14 protein-coding genes are annotated in these 17,485 nt (G+C 38.6%); 1 reads left to right on the forward strand and 13 read right to left on the reverse strand.

Annotation, left to right across the window (positions count from 1 at the left end):
* Positions 1 to 51: 51 nt before the first annotated feature.
* From meaB to G8O30_RS07475, 11 genes are all read right to left on the reverse strand, one after another.
* The gene (gene meaB / locus G8O30_RS07425) at positions 52 to 1,050 is read right to left on the reverse strand and encodes a methylmalonyl Co-A mutase-associated GTPase MeaB (protein ID WP_239674337.1); all 999 of its coding nucleotides are present in this window, start codon (positions 1,048 to 1,050) and stop codon (positions 52 to 54) included.
* Positions 1,047 to 3,110, reverse strand: coding sequence for a methylmalonyl-CoA mutase (gene scpA, locus G8O30_RS07430; protein ID WP_239674338.1), 2,064 nt, complete (start codon positions 3,108 to 3,110; stop codon positions 1,047 to 1,049). The genes meaB and scpA overlap by 4 nt, the downstream gene beginning before the upstream one ends.
* Entirely contained in the window at positions 3,111 to 4,445 is a 1,335-nt protein-coding gene (locus tag G8O30_RS07435) for a methylmalonyl-CoA mutase family protein (RefSeq protein ID WP_239674339.1), read from the reverse strand.
* 133 nt (positions 4,446 to 4,578) lie between these two features.
* A complete protein-coding gene (locus G8O30_RS07440; RefSeq protein ID WP_239674340.1) occupies positions 4,579 to 5,862 on the reverse strand; it encodes a dihydrolipoamide acetyltransferase family protein in 1,284 nt (427 codons plus the stop codon).
* An 18-nt stretch (positions 5,863 to 5,880) separates the two neighbouring features.
* On the reverse strand, positions 5,881 to 6,864 hold the full coding sequence (locus G8O30_RS07445; RefSeq protein WP_239674341.1) for an alpha-ketoacid dehydrogenase subunit beta: 984 nt from the start codon (positions 6,862 to 6,864) through the stop codon (positions 5,881 to 5,883).
* Positions 6,865 to 6,878: 14 nt separating this feature from the next.
* Entirely contained in the window at positions 6,879 to 7,877 is a 999-nt protein-coding gene (locus tag G8O30_RS07450) for a thiamine pyrophosphate-dependent dehydrogenase E1 component subunit alpha (protein WP_239674342.1), read from the reverse strand.
* An 18-nt stretch (positions 7,878 to 7,895) separates the two neighbouring features.
* Positions 7,896 to 9,320: a dihydrolipoyl dehydrogenase gene (gene lpdA / locus G8O30_RS07455; RefSeq protein WP_239674343.1), complete on the reverse strand. Its 1,425-nt coding sequence runs from the start codon at positions 9,318 to 9,320 to the stop codon at positions 7,896 to 7,898.
* A gap of 15 nt (positions 9,321 to 9,335) precedes the next feature.
* Entirely contained in the window at positions 9,336 to 10,439 is a 1,104-nt protein-coding gene (buk, locus tag G8O30_RS07460; protein WP_239674344.1) for a butyrate kinase, read from the reverse strand.
* A 167-nt stretch (positions 10,440 to 10,606) separates the two neighbouring features.
* A complete protein-coding gene (gene bcd / locus G8O30_RS07465; protein WP_239674345.1) occupies positions 10,607 to 11,701 on the reverse strand; it encodes a Leu/Phe/Val dehydrogenase in 1,095 nt (364 codons plus the stop codon).
* A gap of 18 nt (positions 11,702 to 11,719) precedes the next feature.
* Positions 11,720 to 12,625, reverse strand: a complete 906-nt coding sequence (gene yqiS / locus G8O30_RS07470; RefSeq protein WP_239674346.1) for a phosphate butyryltransferase — start codon at positions 12,623 to 12,625, stop codon at positions 11,720 to 11,722.
* Positions 12,626 to 12,636: 11 nt separating this feature from the next.
* Entirely contained in the window at positions 12,637 to 14,703 is a 2,067-nt protein-coding gene (locus G8O30_RS07475; protein ID WP_239674347.1) for a sigma-54 interaction domain-containing protein, read from the reverse strand.
* Between the two features lie 139 nt (positions 14,704 to 14,842).
* Between G8O30_RS07475 and G8O30_RS07480 the strand changes: the two genes are divergently transcribed.
* The gene (locus tag G8O30_RS07480) at positions 14,843 to 15,085 is read left to right on the forward strand and encodes a DUF2627 domain-containing protein (protein ID WP_239674348.1); all 243 of its coding nucleotides are present in this window, start codon (positions 14,843 to 14,845) and stop codon (positions 15,083 to 15,085) included.
* Between the two features lie 71 nt (positions 15,086 to 15,156).
* On the opposite strand, the gene G8O30_RS07485 is transcribed toward G8O30_RS07480, so the two are convergent.
* Together G8O30_RS07485 and G8O30_RS07490 are read right to left on the reverse strand one after the other, a co-directional pair.
* Entirely contained in the window at positions 15,157 to 15,885 is a 729-nt protein-coding gene (locus G8O30_RS07485) for a glycerophosphodiester phosphodiesterase (RefSeq protein ID WP_239674349.1), read from the reverse strand.
* An 11-nt stretch (positions 15,886 to 15,896) separates the two neighbouring features.
* The gene (locus G8O30_RS07490) at positions 15,897 to 17,477 is read right to left on the reverse strand and encodes a FapA family protein (RefSeq protein ID WP_239674350.1); all 1,581 of its coding nucleotides are present in this window, start codon (positions 17,475 to 17,477) and stop codon (positions 15,897 to 15,899) included.
* Between the last annotated feature and the right edge of the window lie 8 nt (positions 17,478 to 17,485).

The following is a 17,485-nucleotide window of genomic DNA, read 5'->3' on the forward strand; positions in this document are numbered from 1 at the left end:
ACAGTATACCAAGAATTGATAAAGAGTACCATGTGAAAAGCACTATGAAAATTATTCATTTCGAAACTTTCTTATAAGTTCTCTTAACTCTGCATAAGGAATAGGAGAATGAAGGGAAAGTTTACTTTCCATTATAGCTATTTCTTGTTTCATTTCTTTTTCAAACAACCTTTGTATTTCCATACGTATATGTTGATTAGACCATTCTATCAACTGCTCGAATCTCCTTTTTTGTACAGAAGGTAGAATCGTCATCGCCATTTTTACACGCTCTAAACTTTTCACTATTTCATGTTTATCTTCTCTTAGCAATGTAGAATGTAACCAGACTTCTTGCTCAAATCCTTCTGTTGACGGTGTAAACAGTTGAATTAATTGTTCCGTAGACGTTTTTAAGTTTTCAGCTTCTTTCCTAACATTAGGATCTGCTTTATTGATAATGAAAACATCCGCTAGTTCTAGAATTCCTCTTTTTACTCCTTGAAGGTCATCACCCGTACGAGATAATAGGAGTAAAATAAAACAATCAACAAGTTCACGAACCATGCCCTCACTTTGTCCGACACCTACCGTTTCAACAAAGATAGTTTGGTAGCCTGCCGCTTCGCAGAGATAGAGCACTTCCGTTGTGCGATGGTGAACCCCACCAAGTGTCCCACCTGTCGAAGTAGGCCTGACAAATGCGTTGGGATGGAGGGATAAACGCTCCATTCTCGTTTTGTCTCCTAGAATACTCCCTTTTGAATACCTAGAACTTGGATCAATCGCTAGAACAGCTACTTTTTCTCCATTCTCACAAAGTGATAATCCAATGTCTTCAATAAATGTGCTTTTTCCTGCCCCAGGGATACCCGAAACACCTATCCGAAAACTAGTAGTTGTTCGGTCCAGCTTTTCCAGCAGCTTTTCTGCGTCGTATCGATGCTCCTCTTTGTTACTTTCCACAAGCGTGATTGCTTTTGCTAATGCACCGCGACTTCCTTGCATAAGCTCAGTAGCTACACCATCAATGTCTAAAGGCTGTGTGTTCTTTTTCTTCCAAGCCATCATGATGATTGTTCATATCCTAATTGTTCAAATATAGCTAACAACACTTGTTTTGCTGCTAATGGAATAACGGTACCTGGACCAAAGATAGAATGTGCCCCTTGCTCTATTAAGAAGTCATAATCTTGCTTTGGAATCACTCCCCCAACGATAATTAAGATATCCTCTCGATTTGCGTCTAGTAATGCTTTTTTGATCGAAGGAACGATCGTTTTGTGACCGGCTGCAAGTGAACTAACTCCAATGACATGGACATCATTTTCTACTGCTTGCCGCACAGTTTCTTCTGGTGTTTGAAACAATGGTCCAATATCCACGTCAAAACCATGGTCCGCAAATGCAGTTGCAATAATTTTTGCTCCTCGATCGTGCCCGTCTTGCCCTATTTTAGCTAACAACATTCTTGGACGTCGACCTTCTACTTCCTCAAACTGATCAGCAAGTGTTCTAACTTCTTCAATAGTTGCTAATTGACTAGATTGAGATTGATAGACCCCTTGTACGGAGAGTATCTTCGCTTGGTGTCTGCCACAAACCTTTTCAATGGCATCTGATATCTCGCCGAGAGTACACCTTACTCTTGCAGCTTCTACAACCGCCCCTACTAAGTTTGCACTAGGTTGTTTTGCTATTTCTGTAATCTTTTGAAGAGCTGATTGCACGTCTTTTGAATTTCTTTCTTTCTTTAAGTGATTTAATCGTTCTAGTTGGTTTTTTCGTACTATTTCTGTTTCAATAGACAATACATCTACGGTTTCTTCTTCTAATGTAGCAAATCGATTAACTCCCATAATGGATTCCTTTTTGCTATCGATCCATGCCTGCCTTTTCGTAGCTGCTTCTTCAATTGTTAATTTCGGTAGACCTGTTTCAATTGCTTTAGCCATGCCACCTAAATTCTCTATTTCAGCGAGTATGTTTTTCGCTTTTTCATACAATTCTTCTGTTTTTAATTCAACGATATCAGATCCGAAAAATGGATCAATGGAATCTGTGATACCTACTTCCTCTTGTAAAAATAACTGCGTATTGCGGGCAATTCTTGCAGAAGAAGGGGTAGGTAAGGCAATAGCTTCATCTAAAGCATTGGTGTGAAGAGACTGTGTCCCCCCTAGCGTTGCCGCAAATGCCTCTATATACGTTCTACTTACATTGATAAACGGTTCCTGCTCTGTTAAACTCCAGCCGGATGTTTGGCTATGCGCACGAAGCATCATAGACTTTTCGTTGTTAGGTGAGAACTGTTGCATCTGTTCTGCCCAAAGCTTTCTTCCCGTTCTTAGTTTAGCAACTTCTGTAAGTAGATCCATCCCAATACCCCAAAAGAAAGACAAACGTGGAGCAAAATCATCTACATTTATCCCAGCTTCTAATCCAGTCCGAACATACTCTAATCCATCTGCAATAGTATAAGCTAGTTCTACTTCAGCTGGCGCTCCCGCTTCTTGCATATGATAACCAGATATAGAGATAGAATTGAATTTAGGCATTTGTTTTGATGTATACGAGAAGATATCTCTTATAATCCTCATCGACATGGTTGGTGGATAAATATATGTATTTCTCACCATGTATTCTTTTAAAATATCGTTTTGAATCGTCCCAGATAATTGTTCTGGAAGTACGCCTTGTTCCTCTGCAGCCACGATATAAAAAGCTAATATCGGTAGAACTGCTCCATTCATCGTCATGGAAACAGACATCTTATCGAGTGGTATTCCATCAAATAATAATTTCATATCCTCTACACTGTCAATTGCTACTCCTGCTTTCCCTACATCTGCCAACACTCTAGGATGATCAGAGTCATATCCTCGGTGAGTAGGTAGATCAAAAGCAATGGACAACCCCTTTTGCCCTTGTGCTAAGTTTTCACGATAAAAAGCGTTACTCTCTTCTGCAGTAGAAAAACCTGCATACTGTCTTATCGTCCAAGGTCTAGTAACATACATGGTAGGGTAAGGACCTCGTAAAAACGGAAACACACCTGGGAAAGCGTGTTCATTTTCCTTTTTAGTGGAGTGCGTAGAAACATATTTTCTTTCTCTTTTAGCCTTTTGCATTTACGCTAGCTCCTTCCAAATGGTTTCGATTAGCTGAAGTGTGGAAACTACAGGGATGTTCCTCACTTTTTTATTTATGACTAGTGTAAGTTGATTGTTGATATAGTCTTGGACATGAAGATTAGCAAACTCCGTTTCTACTTTTTTTAAACCAAACAAATGAAAAATTGTCGTAATTTGTTTCGCATCTTCTGCCGAAAGTTCTTTTGATAATGAATAAGTAACAGAATGCATTTTTCCTTGCCACTGTTCTAATTTATCCGACCATCTGAATTCAGTAGTTGAAAGTGGGAATTGGTTCATTAAATTGGTAAAATAAATATTAGAACCTACCAATTTCACCCTACCTTCTAGCACATCTTCCGCTGTTTTTGCTTGATACTTTAAGCATAATTCTTCCTGTTCCTGATTTTGTATCCAGCATGATACCCCACCGTTTTCTTCTATGCAATGGTAGATGTCCCAAGATAATTCATATATTTTTTCGCTTACCTCCTTAATGGTCCAGGAATCCGTTGCATAAGTAGAAGGTAATAATCTCGCTTCTTCCCAAACAAGATAAGGAATTGTTCTAGCAAGCCTAATGCCTCGCTTAGAAGCCCCCTTTACTGAAAATTCGTCATAAGGAATGGTGTGAATGGTACCAATTCCACTTAGTGCTGCTAACGTGACACTATTTGTTAGGCGCAATAGATTCATCTCATGATCTAAACTAGACCATCTTCTAGTGGAAGGTGATGTGATGATAATTCCAGGAAAAGTTGAAAATCCTTCTTCCGAAAAAATGGTATACAAACCATTTCGAAGAGAATCGAATTTCGCTATTTCTGTTATAAAATGTTGATCTGTAGGTAAATGAATGAGCAATCGCTCACTCTTAGTTGTAAAAAAAGGCTTTCTTTCTCTAATCCATTCTTCCACAGCAGAGAAGATGAAAGCTAGTTCATATTGGACAGGTACACCAGACTGATGTAGTGGATATGTACTTATAAGGTGGTAAGCTTGCCCCGCGACTCTCGCTTCTGACCGTAACTCTTTTACATTTACATAATCATCAGATGTTTTTTCCTCTGATACAAAAATATCTACACCTTCGAATTTCTCATTCAAATATTTTGATGACATCCATAGCTGTGGTTGTGTAGAGTCTATAAAAAAATCTTTCGTGTGCTCATCCTTTTGATTTTCCACATCGTTCATACTAATCAATGGGATGGTAATACCGTCTCGAGTAAGTTTTTCTAGATTTTTAACATCTTGACCCTTTGTCGTTTTCTTTACTTTCTCTAGCCATTCCTCCATACCATTTATCTCTATTCCTGAATATTGCTTCATACTTATCCCTCCCACCCTTTCGAAGAAAACGTTTACATTATTACGTTAAACTTTGTTATTTTTAATTGTAACGTGGATTTAAAAGAGTGACAATAAAGAAATAGCTGCCACGAGATTCATGGCAGCAGTGAGTTTAATATAATGGTGTGTTTTCTTTTGAAGTGTTTTCTAAAATTTCTTTTACTCGCTGTAAGAAGCGACCGCACACCAATCCATCTAATACACGGTGGTCTAGAGACATACACAGATTAACCATATCTCGAACACCAATCATTCCGTGGTCCATTACTACTGGGCGTTTAACAATAGACTCCACTTGCAAAATAGCTGCTTGCGGGTAATTAATAATTCCCATAGATTGAACGGATCCGAACGAACCCGTATTATTGACAGTAAATGTTCCATCCTTCATATCATCAGATGAAAGTTTACCTGCTCTTACTTTTCCAGCTAAGTCAGCAATTTCACGAGCAATTCCTTTGATTGTTTTCTCGTCAGCATGTTTAATTACTGGAACGAATAAAGCATCATCCGTCGCAACGGCGATAGAGATATTGATGTCTTTTTTCTGGACAATTTTTTCTCCAGCCCACATCGAATTAATCTGAGGGAATTCTTTCAGTGCTTGAGCAACAGCTTTTACGAAGAATGCAAAGAACGTTAAATTGAATCCTTCTTTTTCTTTAAATTCACCTTTTACGCTATTACGATATGCAACTAAGTTGGTTACATCTACTTCCATCATGGTCCATGCATGTGGAACTTCTTGCTTGGCGCGAACCATGTTTTGTGCGATTGCTTTACGAACTCCTGTAACAGGAATCTCTATGTCTCCTTTTCCTACCGGTACGTAAGGTTGCGCTGGTTTAGGAGTACTTGGTGTAGGCGGAGCAGACTCCATCACTGGAGCAGTCACTTGCTCTTGAACTGGTTCATTAGCAGACTGTCCACCAGATTCAACAATTGCTAAGATATCTTTTCGCGTTATACGTCCATCTTTTCCGCTTCCTGTAACACGGTTTAAATCAATATCGTGTTCTTGGGAAAGCTTTAACACCGCTGGAGAATAACGTACTTTTCCTTTCTCAGCAGCTGGCTTGTTAGTCGTTGCAGGAGTAGAAGAGTTACTAATCTCTTCTTTCTTCTCCACTCTTTTCTCACTAGATGGCGTACTACCTTCTACTTCAACAGCACAGATTACTTCTCCTACCGCTAATGTATCACCTTCATTTGCCACCAACTCTTTTACTACTCCTGTAAAAGAAGATGGCACTTCCGCACTAACTTTATCCGTTTGGACTTCCGCAATTGGATCGTATTTATTGATTTTATCACCAGGCTTTACTAACCAACGTTCAATCGTACCTTCTGTAACACTTTCCCCTAACTGAGGCATGGTCATTTTTTCAATCGCCATGGTCTACACTCCTTTCTATTAAAATTCTGCAAGTTCTCTCATTGCTTTTTCGACTTTATCTGGATTCATCATGAAATATTTTTCCATCGTAGGTGCATAAGGCATTGCCGGTACATCAGGACCAGCTAAGCGCTTAATTGGAGCATCAAGGTCAAATAGGCAGTTTTCTGCAATAATGGCTGCCACTTCTCCCATTATGCTTCCTTCTTTATTGTCTTCCGTTACTAAAAGTACTTTACCTGTTTTAGATGCAGCTTCTATAATCGCTTCTTTATCTAATGGATAAATGGTACGTAAATCAAGAATGTGTGCAGAAATACCATCTTGCGCTAACTTTTCTGCTGCTTGAAGAGCAAAGTGAACACATAGACCGTATGTAATGACTGTAATATCATCACCTTCTCGCTTCACATCAGCCTTTCCGATAGGAAGCGTGTAATCGTCTGTTGGAACCTCTCCTTTGATTAAACGGTAAGCTCGTTTATGTTCAAAGAATAGCACTGGATCGTCATCTCGAATCGCAGCTTTTAAAAGTCCTTTGACATCATAAGGAGTAGACGGCATTACGATTTTCAATCCAGGTTGATTAGCAAATACTGCTTCAACAGATTGAGAATGATAAAGTGCACCATGAACACCACCACCATAAGGAGCACGAACAACAATTGGACAAGTCCAGTCATTGTTAGAACGATAACGAATACGAGCTGCTTCTGAAATAATTTGGTTTACTGCAGGCATAATAAAGTCTGCAAATTGCATCTCAGCAATTGGACGCATACCATACATTGCAGCACCGATCCCTACTCCAGCAATTGCGGATTCCGCTAGAGGTGTATCTAAAACTCTAGCTTCTCCGAATTGATCGTATAAGCCGTGAGTAGCTTTGAAGACGCCACCTTTTTTCCCTACATCTTCTCCAAGTACAAATACTTTTTCATCTCGTTCCATTTCTTCTCTTATTGCCATTGTGACAGCATCAATGTAAGAAATTACAGCCATTTGTCTTTTCCCCCTTATTCATTTTCCGCGTAAACGTACTTTAGTGCATCCTCAGCTTCTGCATAAGGAGCATTCTCGGCATATTCCGTTGCCTCGTTTACTTGCTTCATTACTCGATCATTCATTTCTTTTTCTACTTCTTCTGTCAGCACTCCTACTTCACGAAGATACGCAGCAAATGTAATAATCGGATCTTTTGTTTTTGCGTCTTGTACTTCATCACCAGAACGATACGTACGATCATCATCATCTGAGGAGTGAGGAGTCAATCGGTAAGAGATCGTTTCAATTAATGTTGGACCTTCTCCACGTCGGCCACGATCAGCTGCTTCTTTTACAGCTTTATATACTGCAATAGGGTCATTGCCATCGATTGTGAAGCCAGGCATTCCATAGCCAATTGCACGGTCAGAAACATTTTCACATGCAAGCTGTTTTTCAATTGGAACAGAAATAGCGTATTTGTTATTTTCACACATAAAGATAACTGGTAACTTATGCACACCAGCAAAGTTTGCTCCTTCATGGAAATCCCCTTGGTTGGAAGATCCTTCACCAAACGTTACGAATGTTACTAAATCTTTTCCTTCCATTTTACCTGCTAAAGCGATTCCAACAGCATGTGGTACTTGTGTTGTTACAGGTGAAGATCCTGTAACAATACGATTTTTCTTTTGGCCAAAATGCCCTGGCATTTGACGTCCACCTGAGTTTGGATCTTCTGCTTTCGCAAATCCTGATAACATTAAATCAGTAGGTGTCATTCCAAATGTTAAAACAACTCCCATATCACGATAGTAAGGTAAAACATAATCTTTCTCTCTATCTAGCGCGAAAGCTGCACCAACTTGCGCTGCCTCTTGTCCTTGACAAGAAATAACAAATGGAATTTTTCCAGAACGATTTAATAACCACATACGCTCGTCAACACGACGTGAAAGTAACATAGTTTCATACATTTCTAGAACAGTTTGATCTGATAAACCTACTGATTGATGACGATTTTCTGTCATAGATATCCCTCCGTTTTTTTATGAATGAATGGCTTTTCCATCAACAGCTAACGCTGCTTCCCCGATTGCCTCTGCTAAAGTAGGATGCGGGTGAATTGTATGGGCAACTTCCCACGGGGTAGCATCGAGAACTTTTGCAAGACCCGCTTCAGAAATCATGTCTGTTACATGCGGTCCTATCATATGAACGCCTAACAAATCATCTGTATTTTTGTCTGCAATTATTTTGACAAAACCTTCTGATTCCCCGTACACAAGTGCTTTACCTACCGCTTTAAAAGGAAACTTTCCAACTTTAATCTCTAAGCCTTTGTCTACTGCTTCTTTTTCTGTCAATCCAACACTCGCCATCTCTGGTCTGCTGTATATACATTTAGAAATAAGCGTAGAATCTATTGGGCTAGGTTTTTGATCTGCAATATGTTCAACGGCGACGATTCCTTCGTGGGATGCAACATGAGCAAGTTGTAAACCACCAATCACATCACCAATCGCATATATATGCGATTCTTTCGTTTGGTACATGTTATTCACAGAAATGAACCCATTTTCTACTTGAATATCTGTATTTTCTAACCCAATACCTTCCACATTAGCTTGACGACCCACTGATACAAGTAACTTTTCAGATGTAAAGGTTTTCATTTCTCCTTTGACTTCTGCTTGGATAGTTACTTTTCCTTCTTCTTTGGTTAGTGTCTCTGGTAATACTTTTGCGTTCAATTCCATCTTAATGCCACGTTTCTTCAAGATTTGGAACATTTCTTTGGAAACATCATGGTCTTCTGTTGGAACAATACGATCCGCATACTCCACTACGGTTACCTCTACACCAAAATCGTGTAACATAGATGCCCACTCAATTCCAATTACTCCACCTCCAACAATGGTAATGGAAGTTGGTAATTGTTCAAGTTGTAATGCATGATCGGAAGATAATACATGCGAACCATCTAATTCTAAACCAGGCAAAGTTCTCGGTCTTGAACCGGTAGCAACAATGACGTTCTTCGGTATTAACATTTCATTATCTTCTCCGTTGTTCATTTCGACAGAGATAGTACCAGGCATTGGAGAAAAAATAGAAGGCCCTAAAATTCTTCCCATCCCTTCATAAACATCAATTTTCCCCTGTTTCATCAGATATTGAACACCTTTATGTAACTGATCCACAATAGAGTCTTTTCTTTCTTGTACTTTATTGAAGTTAAGCGTAGCTCCACTTAAGGAAATCCCATATTTTTCACTCTCTTTAGCTGTAGCAAAAACTTCTGCAGAACGAAGAAGTGCTTTACTTGGGATACACCCTGCATGCAAACAAGTTCCACCTAATTTTGCTTTTTCTACTATCGCTGTCTTTAGCCCTAGTTGTGAAGCTCGGATGGCTGCAACATAGCCACCCGTTCCTCCACCAAGGACAACCAGATCATATTCTTGTGCCATCTGATTTCCTCTCCCTTACTTAGTAATTGTTTCTTTCACTTCATTAGGATAGCGCTTAGCTTTTTCCTCACCTGTTAACACTCGGAGTGCTCCTTCAGCTAATGCTTGTAGCTCATTTTCACCCGGGTGCACTAACACATCAGAGATCCAAGCTACTCTTTCTTGTATGCTTTTAACAAATGAATTTCCATACGCCAATCCACCAGTCAAAATTATTGCATCTACTTTCCCTGAAAGGACTGCACTTGCACTACCAATTTCTTTCGCAACTTGATACCCCATCGCTTCAAAAACAAGTTTTGCTTTTTCGTCACCAGCATCAATTCGTTTTTCCACTTCTACTGCATCATTCGTTCCTAAATACCCAACCATGCCACCTTGACCAACTAATCGCTTCATTAACTCATCACGGTAGTGTTCACCAGAGAAACATAAGTCAATCAAATCACCAGCTGGAACGGTTCCCGCTCGCTCTGGAGAGAATGGACCATCTCCGTGAAGACCATTATTTACATCTACTACTTTCCCATTCTCATGAACACCTACTGTAATTCCTCCACCCATGTGAGTGACGATTAAACGAAGTTCTTCATACGGTTTTCCTAATTGTTTTGCTACACGACGTGCAACCGCTTTTTGGTTCAGCGCGTGGAAGATACTTTTTCTCTCAATTAAGGAGAACCCAGACACTCTTGCAACATCTGCTAATTCATCTACCACCACAGGATCGACAATGAAGGATCTAATACTTAATTGATCCGCAATTTCTTTTGCAATAATTCCGCCAAGATTAGATGCGTGCTGACCAGAGAAGCCTTGTCTTAAGTCTTCTATCATCGCTTCATTTACTTCATAGGTTCCACCTTCAATTGGACGAAGCAATCCACCTCGGCCGCATACAGCATCTAATTTAGAGATATTAATGCCTTCTTCTTTTAAAGAAGCTAAAATCGTCTCTTTTCTAAACTCATATTGATCAATAATGGAAGGAAATTGGTTAATTTGTGCTGCATCATGACGTATTGTTTTTTCAAAGAGCACTTGCTCTCCTTCAAAGACGCCAATTTTCGTAGAAGTAGACCCAGGGTTAATCGTTAGAATTCTGTATAACTTAGACACGTTTTTCCTCCAATATTTCTTAATTTAAGCGCATTCATTTTAATTAACAGTTACTTTTGTAATCAAAAAGAATGTATAACGGCAAACTTAATGGTTTTCATTCACGTAATAAAAAGGGAAGATCCAGAACTAAACATCTCTGGACAATCCCTTCCCTTATCCTAACCTTAACGGCCGCTTAAAATATGTTTTCCATTTTGTAAAAATTGGCTTCTAGATTGACGCATACGTTCAATACGCTCTTCTGCCATACGGTCTGCTGCAACATATGTTGGAATGCCATCACGTTTAGAAATTTCGAACACTTTTTCTACATTATTGTAGATTGTTTCTACACGTTTAATCGCTCTTTCGTGATTGTAGCCATTCAATTCGTCTGCAACATTGATAACTCCACCAGCGTTAATAACATAGTCTGGTGCATACACAAGACCAAGTTCATGGATTAAATCTCCATGACGCGTTTCTTTTAACTGGTTGTTAGCTGCACCTGCAATTACTTTTGCTTTCAATTGTGGAATTGTCTCGTCATTAATAATTGCCCCTAGTGCACATGGAGCAAAGATATCACAATCAACACTGTAGATTTCATGTACTTCTACCGCTTTTGCATCGAAGTCCTCTACTACACGTTGTACCGCTTCTTTATTAATATCAGTAACGATTAATTTTGCACCTTCTTCATGTAAATACTTACATAAAGTATACGCTACGTTTCCTACACCTTGAACCGCTACAACTTTTCCTTCTAATGAATCATGCCCAAATGCTTCTTTCGCAGCAGCTTTCATTCCACGGTATACACCATACGCTGTAACTGGTGAAGGATTTCCTGAAGAACCGAATGCAGGAGAGATTCCAGTTACATAGTTTGTTTCTTCATGAATTAAATCCATATCAGCTACAGTTGTACCAACATCTTCTGCCGTAATATAACGTCCATTTAACCCTTGGATATAGCGACCAAATGCACGGAACATCTCTTCATTTTTATCTTTACGAGGATCTCCAATGATTACTGTTTTACCTCCACCCAGGTTAAGCCCCGCTGCAGCATTTTTATATGTCATACCTTTTGCTAGACGTAATGCATCTTCAATAGCTGCTTCTTCATTTTCATACGTCCACATACGAGTACCACCTAAAGCTGGTCCTAAGGTAGTATCGTGAATAGCAATAATTGCTTTTAAGCCAGAAGTTTTATCTTGGCAAAAAACTAACTGCTCATAATCATAAGTCTCCATATAGTCAAAAATTTTCATCTTCGGTTCCTCCTAAAATTAATTTGATGTTGTGCAAATTGCTAGAGCTAAAGAATATAGTTTACTTTCAGCAGAGTCCGCTCTTGATGTTAATACAATTGGAGCCTTCGCTCCTGCGATCACCGCTCCAACTTTTGCATTTGCGAAATATACTAAAGATTTATATAAGACATTTCCTGCTTCAATAGTAGGAACCATCAATATATCGGCATTACCTGCTACTTCCCCTTTTATGCCTTTGTGTTCTGCAGCAGTAATAGAGATGGCATTGTCTAATGCAAGTGGACCATCAACCGATGCGCCTTTTATTTGGCCTCTACTTGCCATTTGTACCAAGGCAGCTGCATCTAATGTAGCTTGCATGGAAGGATTGACAACTTCTACAGCAGTTAATACTGCTACTTTCGGTTTGTTAATACCAACGCTAGTCGCAATGGAGATGGAATTTTGAATAATTTGCGCTTTTTGCGTAAGATCTGGTGCAATATTCATTGCAGCATCTGTTACCCAAATTAACCTTTCGAAGCCATCCACTTCAAACGCTGCGACATGTGAAAGAACAGCACCAGTTCGTAATCCCCATTCTTTATTCAACACAGCCTTTAATAGCGTAGCTGTAGGTACGTGCCCTTTCATTAACACTGTAGCTTCACCTGAAGAAACGGATTGAACTGCTTTTGTGGCAGCATCTGTTGCCGACTGTGTCGGTACAAATGTTACGGCATCTGTAGATAACAATTCTGGAAATGACTGTTTTGCTAAATGAACCATTTTGGACTCATTTCCAAAAAGTAAAAATGAGGCTAGTCCTTCTCTCACTGCCATTTGAACGGACTCTAATACCTCTAAGTCCGCTGCGTCGGCAACTGCTACAATCGCAGTTGATTGAGACCTTGCCCTTTGACGAAAATGTTCTAAAGACATTTCTACACCCCCTATTCCACTTCCATTTCTTCTATTTCATACTTTTCTAACTTATAGTATAAATTTCGCACAGAAATTTGTAGCCTCTTTGCAGCTGCTGTCTTGTTTCCACCACAAGCTTGAATTGCTTCTTGAATAATTGTCTTTTCAACATGTTCTAGTTTCTCTACTAATCCCATGGATGATTCTTCTTGATCTGTAAAGGAGATAGAGTTGTTACGCCATGAAGTTAAGCTGGGAAGATCATCAGCCGTCATCCAATGTTTATGGAAGTCCATAAATATTAAAGCTCGAGACAATACGTTTTCTAACTCACGAATGTTCCCTGGCCAATCATATTCCATTAATCGTTTCATCGCCTCTTCATCAATACCTTTAACAGATCTTCCAAAGTCCGTATTTATTCGATCAATAAAAGTTTGACTGAGAGTCGGAATATCTTCTTTTCTTCTTTTTAATGGTGGTAGCTGTATCGGCATTCGATTTAATCGGTAATACAAATCTTCACGGAAGGTGCCTCTGGCCATTTCCTTCTCTAGATTTTTTGCAGATGCAGCAATTACCCTCACTTGAATAGGTATAGGTTCTTTTCCACCAATTCTCCAAAGTTCTTTATCTTGTAATACGCGAAGTAATTTTGTTTGAGCAGTTAGTGGCAAATCAGCGATTTCATCTAGGAAAATCGTGCCTCCATGAGCCTCTTCAAAGAAGCCTCTTTTCACAAACTTACGAAAACCTGCGTCTTCTTCTCCTTCAAAGCCAAATAATTCTTGCTCAGCCATGTTTTTAGAGAATGACCCACAGTGCACTCGAACAAATTTATTATACTTTCGGTCACTTTCATAATGGATCGCATGTGCCAATAATTCTTTACCTGTGCCCGAATCACCTCGAAGTAATACAGCAGCTGGTGTCTTAGCTGCCACTCTCGCTTGTTCCACTACTAAGCTCATTTCTTCAGAAACAGCGATAATGTCCTCAAAAGTGTAGGTTTCTTCTAAACTTCGAATCATTTTACGAGCTCTAGAAAGTTCTTCGGTTAACGCTTTTATTTCACTGACATCGTGAATAACTCCAACACTGCCCTTTAGTTTCCCATTAACAATTATTGGAGCAACATTAACAATAACTTCTTTTCTATTTGGCCCAACTTTCATTCGAACACCACGAACTGGCTTTCTTGTATTCAGAACCTGCAGGTGGACACTTTCTCCTTCATAGATATCAGCTTGTGCTCCCTTGCCAATTATCTCCTCTTTAGAAAGTCCAGTAATCCTTGAGTATGCAGGATTCACCATTAATCCTGTCCCATGTTCATCTACTACTGAAATCGCTTCATCACTAGAGTGAATAATCGCTTCCAACATGGAATGAACATCTTTTAAATCTGTTAGTTCTTCAGCTAAATGAACAATTTCCGTGACATCTTTAAAAACGGCAAATGCACCAAGCATTTGATCGTCTTCAGAAATGATTGGAATTCTTGTCGTAATAATGTGCCTTCCATTTGGCAGTACTAGGCGTTGATTAACTTCTGTTCGCTTTGTTTCTAATATCCTCATCAATTGTGAAGTAGAGATAGCATTAGACACTAGCATACCTATATGTACGTGTCTAGATAAGCCAGTCATGCGCTCTGCACTCTCATTGATAAATGTAATAACTCCATCAGGATCCACTACAATCATACCGTCATTAGTCGCATTAAAAATTAATTCTTGTTTATATGAGGTATTTTCCAATTCTTCAATCAATTGCTCTTTTTCTTTCAATAACCTTGAAACCAAATGAGCAATTGTTCCAGAAATTAATTGGGTATTGGAATGTGCGCTATTCTCTAACTCTTTTTTAAATTCCAGATTTCCCGTTACATCAAAAATAATCTGCACATCTTTTGTGTAGATATCTTTCCATTTTTTCGAAGTTGGGATGGATAATTGTTTTGCCAAGTGGATTCCTGGTGCTTGTTCATTTTGATCCACTACACCAACGATGTGATACATGTCTAGCTGAGAAAGCATGTTGATAACGGCTACTCCACCTTTACCCGCACCAATCACTAATACATTATGCAACATCTTTCCTCCTATGTACACATTAAATTCTTTTAATATGCAAATCTTTTCATAGTGTAAGTGTACACGATTTTCGTATTCTTGACAAATTAATTTCTTCTATTAAGATAAACGTAAAGGCTTACATAAGAGGAGATTTTTTATGACTAGAATCATCGCCCTTATCATACTTGTTATCCCAGCAATATTGGCTGTCTACGGAATTAAACTAATGAGAGATATGGCTTTCCAAATACTAACACCACCATTTCCTGCTTTATGGATGCAATTTTTAGCAGGATTGTTATTTTTCATCCTTGGATTAGCTTTTGTTGCAGGATTCATCTTACATCGTGACCGCAAACAAAATAAAGTGCAAGAGCGTTTTAAGTCACCCAATGCATAAGTTAAAGGGAAGTCATCTATGATTAAGGAAGACACTACCTACACTAGAATTTATAGAAAAAAGAGGTCGACTTAGTCGACCTCTTTTTTTAGCGTTATTGCTCTTTCTGGGTAGTCTGTAAAAATTGCTTCTACTCCCCAAATTAGCGCTTGTTTTATTCTCTTTTTTGCATTCACCGTATAACATCTGATAGCAATATTGTTTTCTGCAAATTTTTGCACAGTGAAAGTGTCTAGCGTTCGATAAGCAGGATGAACACTTGATAATCCCATCATTCTGACATAATCCCATGGTTGAAACAAAGGCTCTCCATAAAGAGGTGAGTACTCCAATTGTGGTGCAAACTGTTTCATATGCATAAGTGAGCGATGATGAAAAGAAGAAATAATGACTCTGTCGCTTAATCCAAACTCTTGAATTAACTCAAAAACCTTTCTATCTAGTCCAAAATATTCAACCACACTATTTTTCAATTCAATATTGCACACAAGACGATTAGTAGTTAAAAATTGAAAGACTTCTCTAAGAGTTGGAATAGGGGTAAATCTATTTCCTACGTTAAATGTGTAACTAGCCTGAAAAGATTGTAGTTCTTGTAAAGTAAAATTTCTCACTTCCCCACTACCATTTGTGGTGCGATCAATTGTTTCATCGTGGATCACAACCACTTCACCGTCTGCAGAAAGCTGCACATCTAATTCTATCCCATCAGCACCAACTTCTAGTGCTTTTTCAAATGCCAACATGGTATTTTCCGGGTAAGTTCCTGCTGCACCTCGATGCGCGAAAATTAACGTCATATGTGATCCTCCTATTCAAAACGCAGCTGTCGGTCTAACAAGTAGTAGGTGCCCTTAGTTAAGGTTCTGATATATTTTTGTTGTGGTCCAATTTCAATCAATGTTTGAGGAAAAATACCCGCTTTCGCAGAAACTTCCCCCTCTCCTTTAATGGACAACATATTCATATGATGCTTCCTCTTATCATCTACTCGTGTCAACTTTTGCTGTAAGTCTTTTAACTCTTGCCTTTTCTTCTTTTGAGATACTTTTTCTCCCTCCGTTAACTTGCTTGTATCTGTAGGAAAGCTTTGTACCTCCTTCTTTACCTGCTCTAACTCAATTAATAATTCTCTATACTCTAATAATACAACTTTAAGTGCTTCCTCTTCCATTTTCCTTTGAAAACCTTTTACATGTACGGAGGTTTTTCTCTCTAATTTATTTCCTATTGAACTGGCACATACCTTCCCAACAGCAACAATTTTCCCACCAATAATAGAACCTTTTCGTTCATCAGCCAAAACATTAGTTGCATTCAAATCGCATCCAATGGCATAGTTCCCAATAAAGATATCTCCTTTGGCATGAAGTTGACACTCATTTGCATGTTTTAAATAAATATGTCTACCGGATTCTACGATTGTACCTGATTTACCAAAAATGCCTCCTTTAATAAAGATATCTCCTTTAGCAGTAATAATTGATTTCGCATTACTTACACCTAAATCACTTAAAATCGATAAGTCTTTGGTTGCTTTGATAGCATAACCCGACATAACTGTACCTTTAACCGTTACAGTTCCATCAAATTCAATGTTTCCAGTTTCAATTCCAACATCACCATCTATAAGTAAATGTTTACCAATAGAAAGACGACCGTTTTTTCTTTCCAAGATCCCATCTTGAAGTGCTCTTAACACCCATTTACCCTCTTCACTAACAACATGAACAGTTTCTGGATCATATAGAAGAGGTTTATCTTCACCACTTAATGCAAGTAATACATCTCCAAATATTGTATTTCCATTTTTTCCTGGAGTAGATGGTGTCTTCTCTCCCAACCAATCCCCTTTAAAGACTTCTTCTACAAAATGTAGATCATAATAGTCCGCATTCCCATCGTCCTTTATCATAGGAGTACGAGCTGGAAGAGGCTTGTATTCTATCTTTGCGTCTTCTCCATTTATAGGTGCTACTCCTTCTGCTAACAACAACCCATCCGGTTGCTTTTTAAGTTCTTTAAAATTTGGGGATGAAATTCCTGTTCTTATGTTGTATTCTTCTATCATATAATTTATCTTACTTTGTATTTCTGATTCTCGTTTTATCCATTCTTCTTCCGGTACATTCACTGTTAAAAACGCTTTCATTTTATCAGATGTTATCATTATATCTACCAACGACTTCCATTCACCAATTAATGTAAATTCTTCAGAAGGTTTCTCTAGCGCTTTTTTTAACGCTAAAAAATTAGTAAGCGAAATCCTTGGGTGGTCTTTTAGCGAATGATTTAGTTGAAGTAGCGGAAAACCACTCTGTTTCACTAAAATGTATACATTAATTTCATCTGTTAAAAGTTGAAAGTAATCATTTTCCATTAATACATCCATCTTCTCAC

It is taken from the genome of Mangrovibacillus cuniculi (genome assembly GCF_015482585.1).
GTDB lineage: Bacteria > Bacillota > Bacilli > Bacillales > R1DC41 > Mangrovibacillus > Mangrovibacillus cuniculi.

What these genes read in the sequence shown, in the direction of transcription:
- G8O30_RS07435 (WP_239674339.1), bottom strand. Translation starts at nt 4,445, where the DNA reads ATGAAGCAATATTCAGGAATAGAGATAAATGGTATGGAGGAATGGCTA.
- G8O30_RS07480 (WP_239674348.1), top strand. Translation starts at nt 14,843, where the DNA reads ATGACTAGAATCATCGCCCTTATCATACTTGTTATCCCAGCAATATTG.
- lpdA (WP_239674343.1), bottom strand. Translation starts at nt 9,320, where the DNA reads ATGGCACAAGAATATGATCTGGTTGTCCTTGGTGGAGGAACGGGTGGC.
- bcd (WP_239674345.1), bottom strand. Translation starts at nt 11,701, where the DNA reads ATGAAAATTTTTGACTATATGGAGACTTATGATTATGAGCAGTTAGTT.
- G8O30_RS07485 (WP_239674349.1), bottom strand. Translation starts at nt 15,885, where the DNA reads ATGACGTTAATTTTCGCGCATCGAGGTGCAGCAGGAACTTACCCGGAA.
- G8O30_RS07450 (WP_239674342.1), bottom strand. Translation starts at nt 7,877, where the DNA reads ATGACAGAAAATCGTCATCAATCAGTAGGTTTATCAGATCAAACTGTT.
- G8O30_RS07475 (WP_239674347.1), bottom strand. Translation starts at nt 14,703, where the DNA reads ATGTTGCATAATGTATTAGTGATTGGTGCGGGTAAAGGTGGAGTAGCC.
- G8O30_RS07490 (WP_239674350.1), bottom strand. Translation starts at nt 17,477, where the DNA reads ATGGATGTATTAATGGAAAATGATTACTTTCAACTTTTAACAGATGAA.
- meaB (WP_239674337.1), bottom strand. Translation starts at nt 1,050, where the DNA reads ATGATGGCTTGGAAGAAAAAGAACACACAGCCTTTAGACATTGATGGT.
- G8O30_RS07440 (WP_239674340.1), bottom strand. Translation starts at nt 5,862, where the DNA reads ATGGCGATTGAAAAAATGACCATGCCTCAGTTAGGGGAAAGTGTTACA.
- yqiS (WP_239674346.1), bottom strand. Translation starts at nt 12,625, where the DNA reads ATGTCTTTAGAACATTTTCGTCAAAGGGCAAGGTCTCAATCAACTGCG.
- G8O30_RS07445 (WP_239674341.1), bottom strand. Translation starts at nt 6,864, where the DNA reads ATGGCTGTAATTTCTTACATTGATGCTGTCACAATGGCAATAAGAGAA.
- scpA (WP_239674338.1), bottom strand. Translation starts at nt 3,110, where the DNA reads ATGCAAAAGGCTAAAAGAGAAAGAAAATATGTTTCTACGCACTCCACT.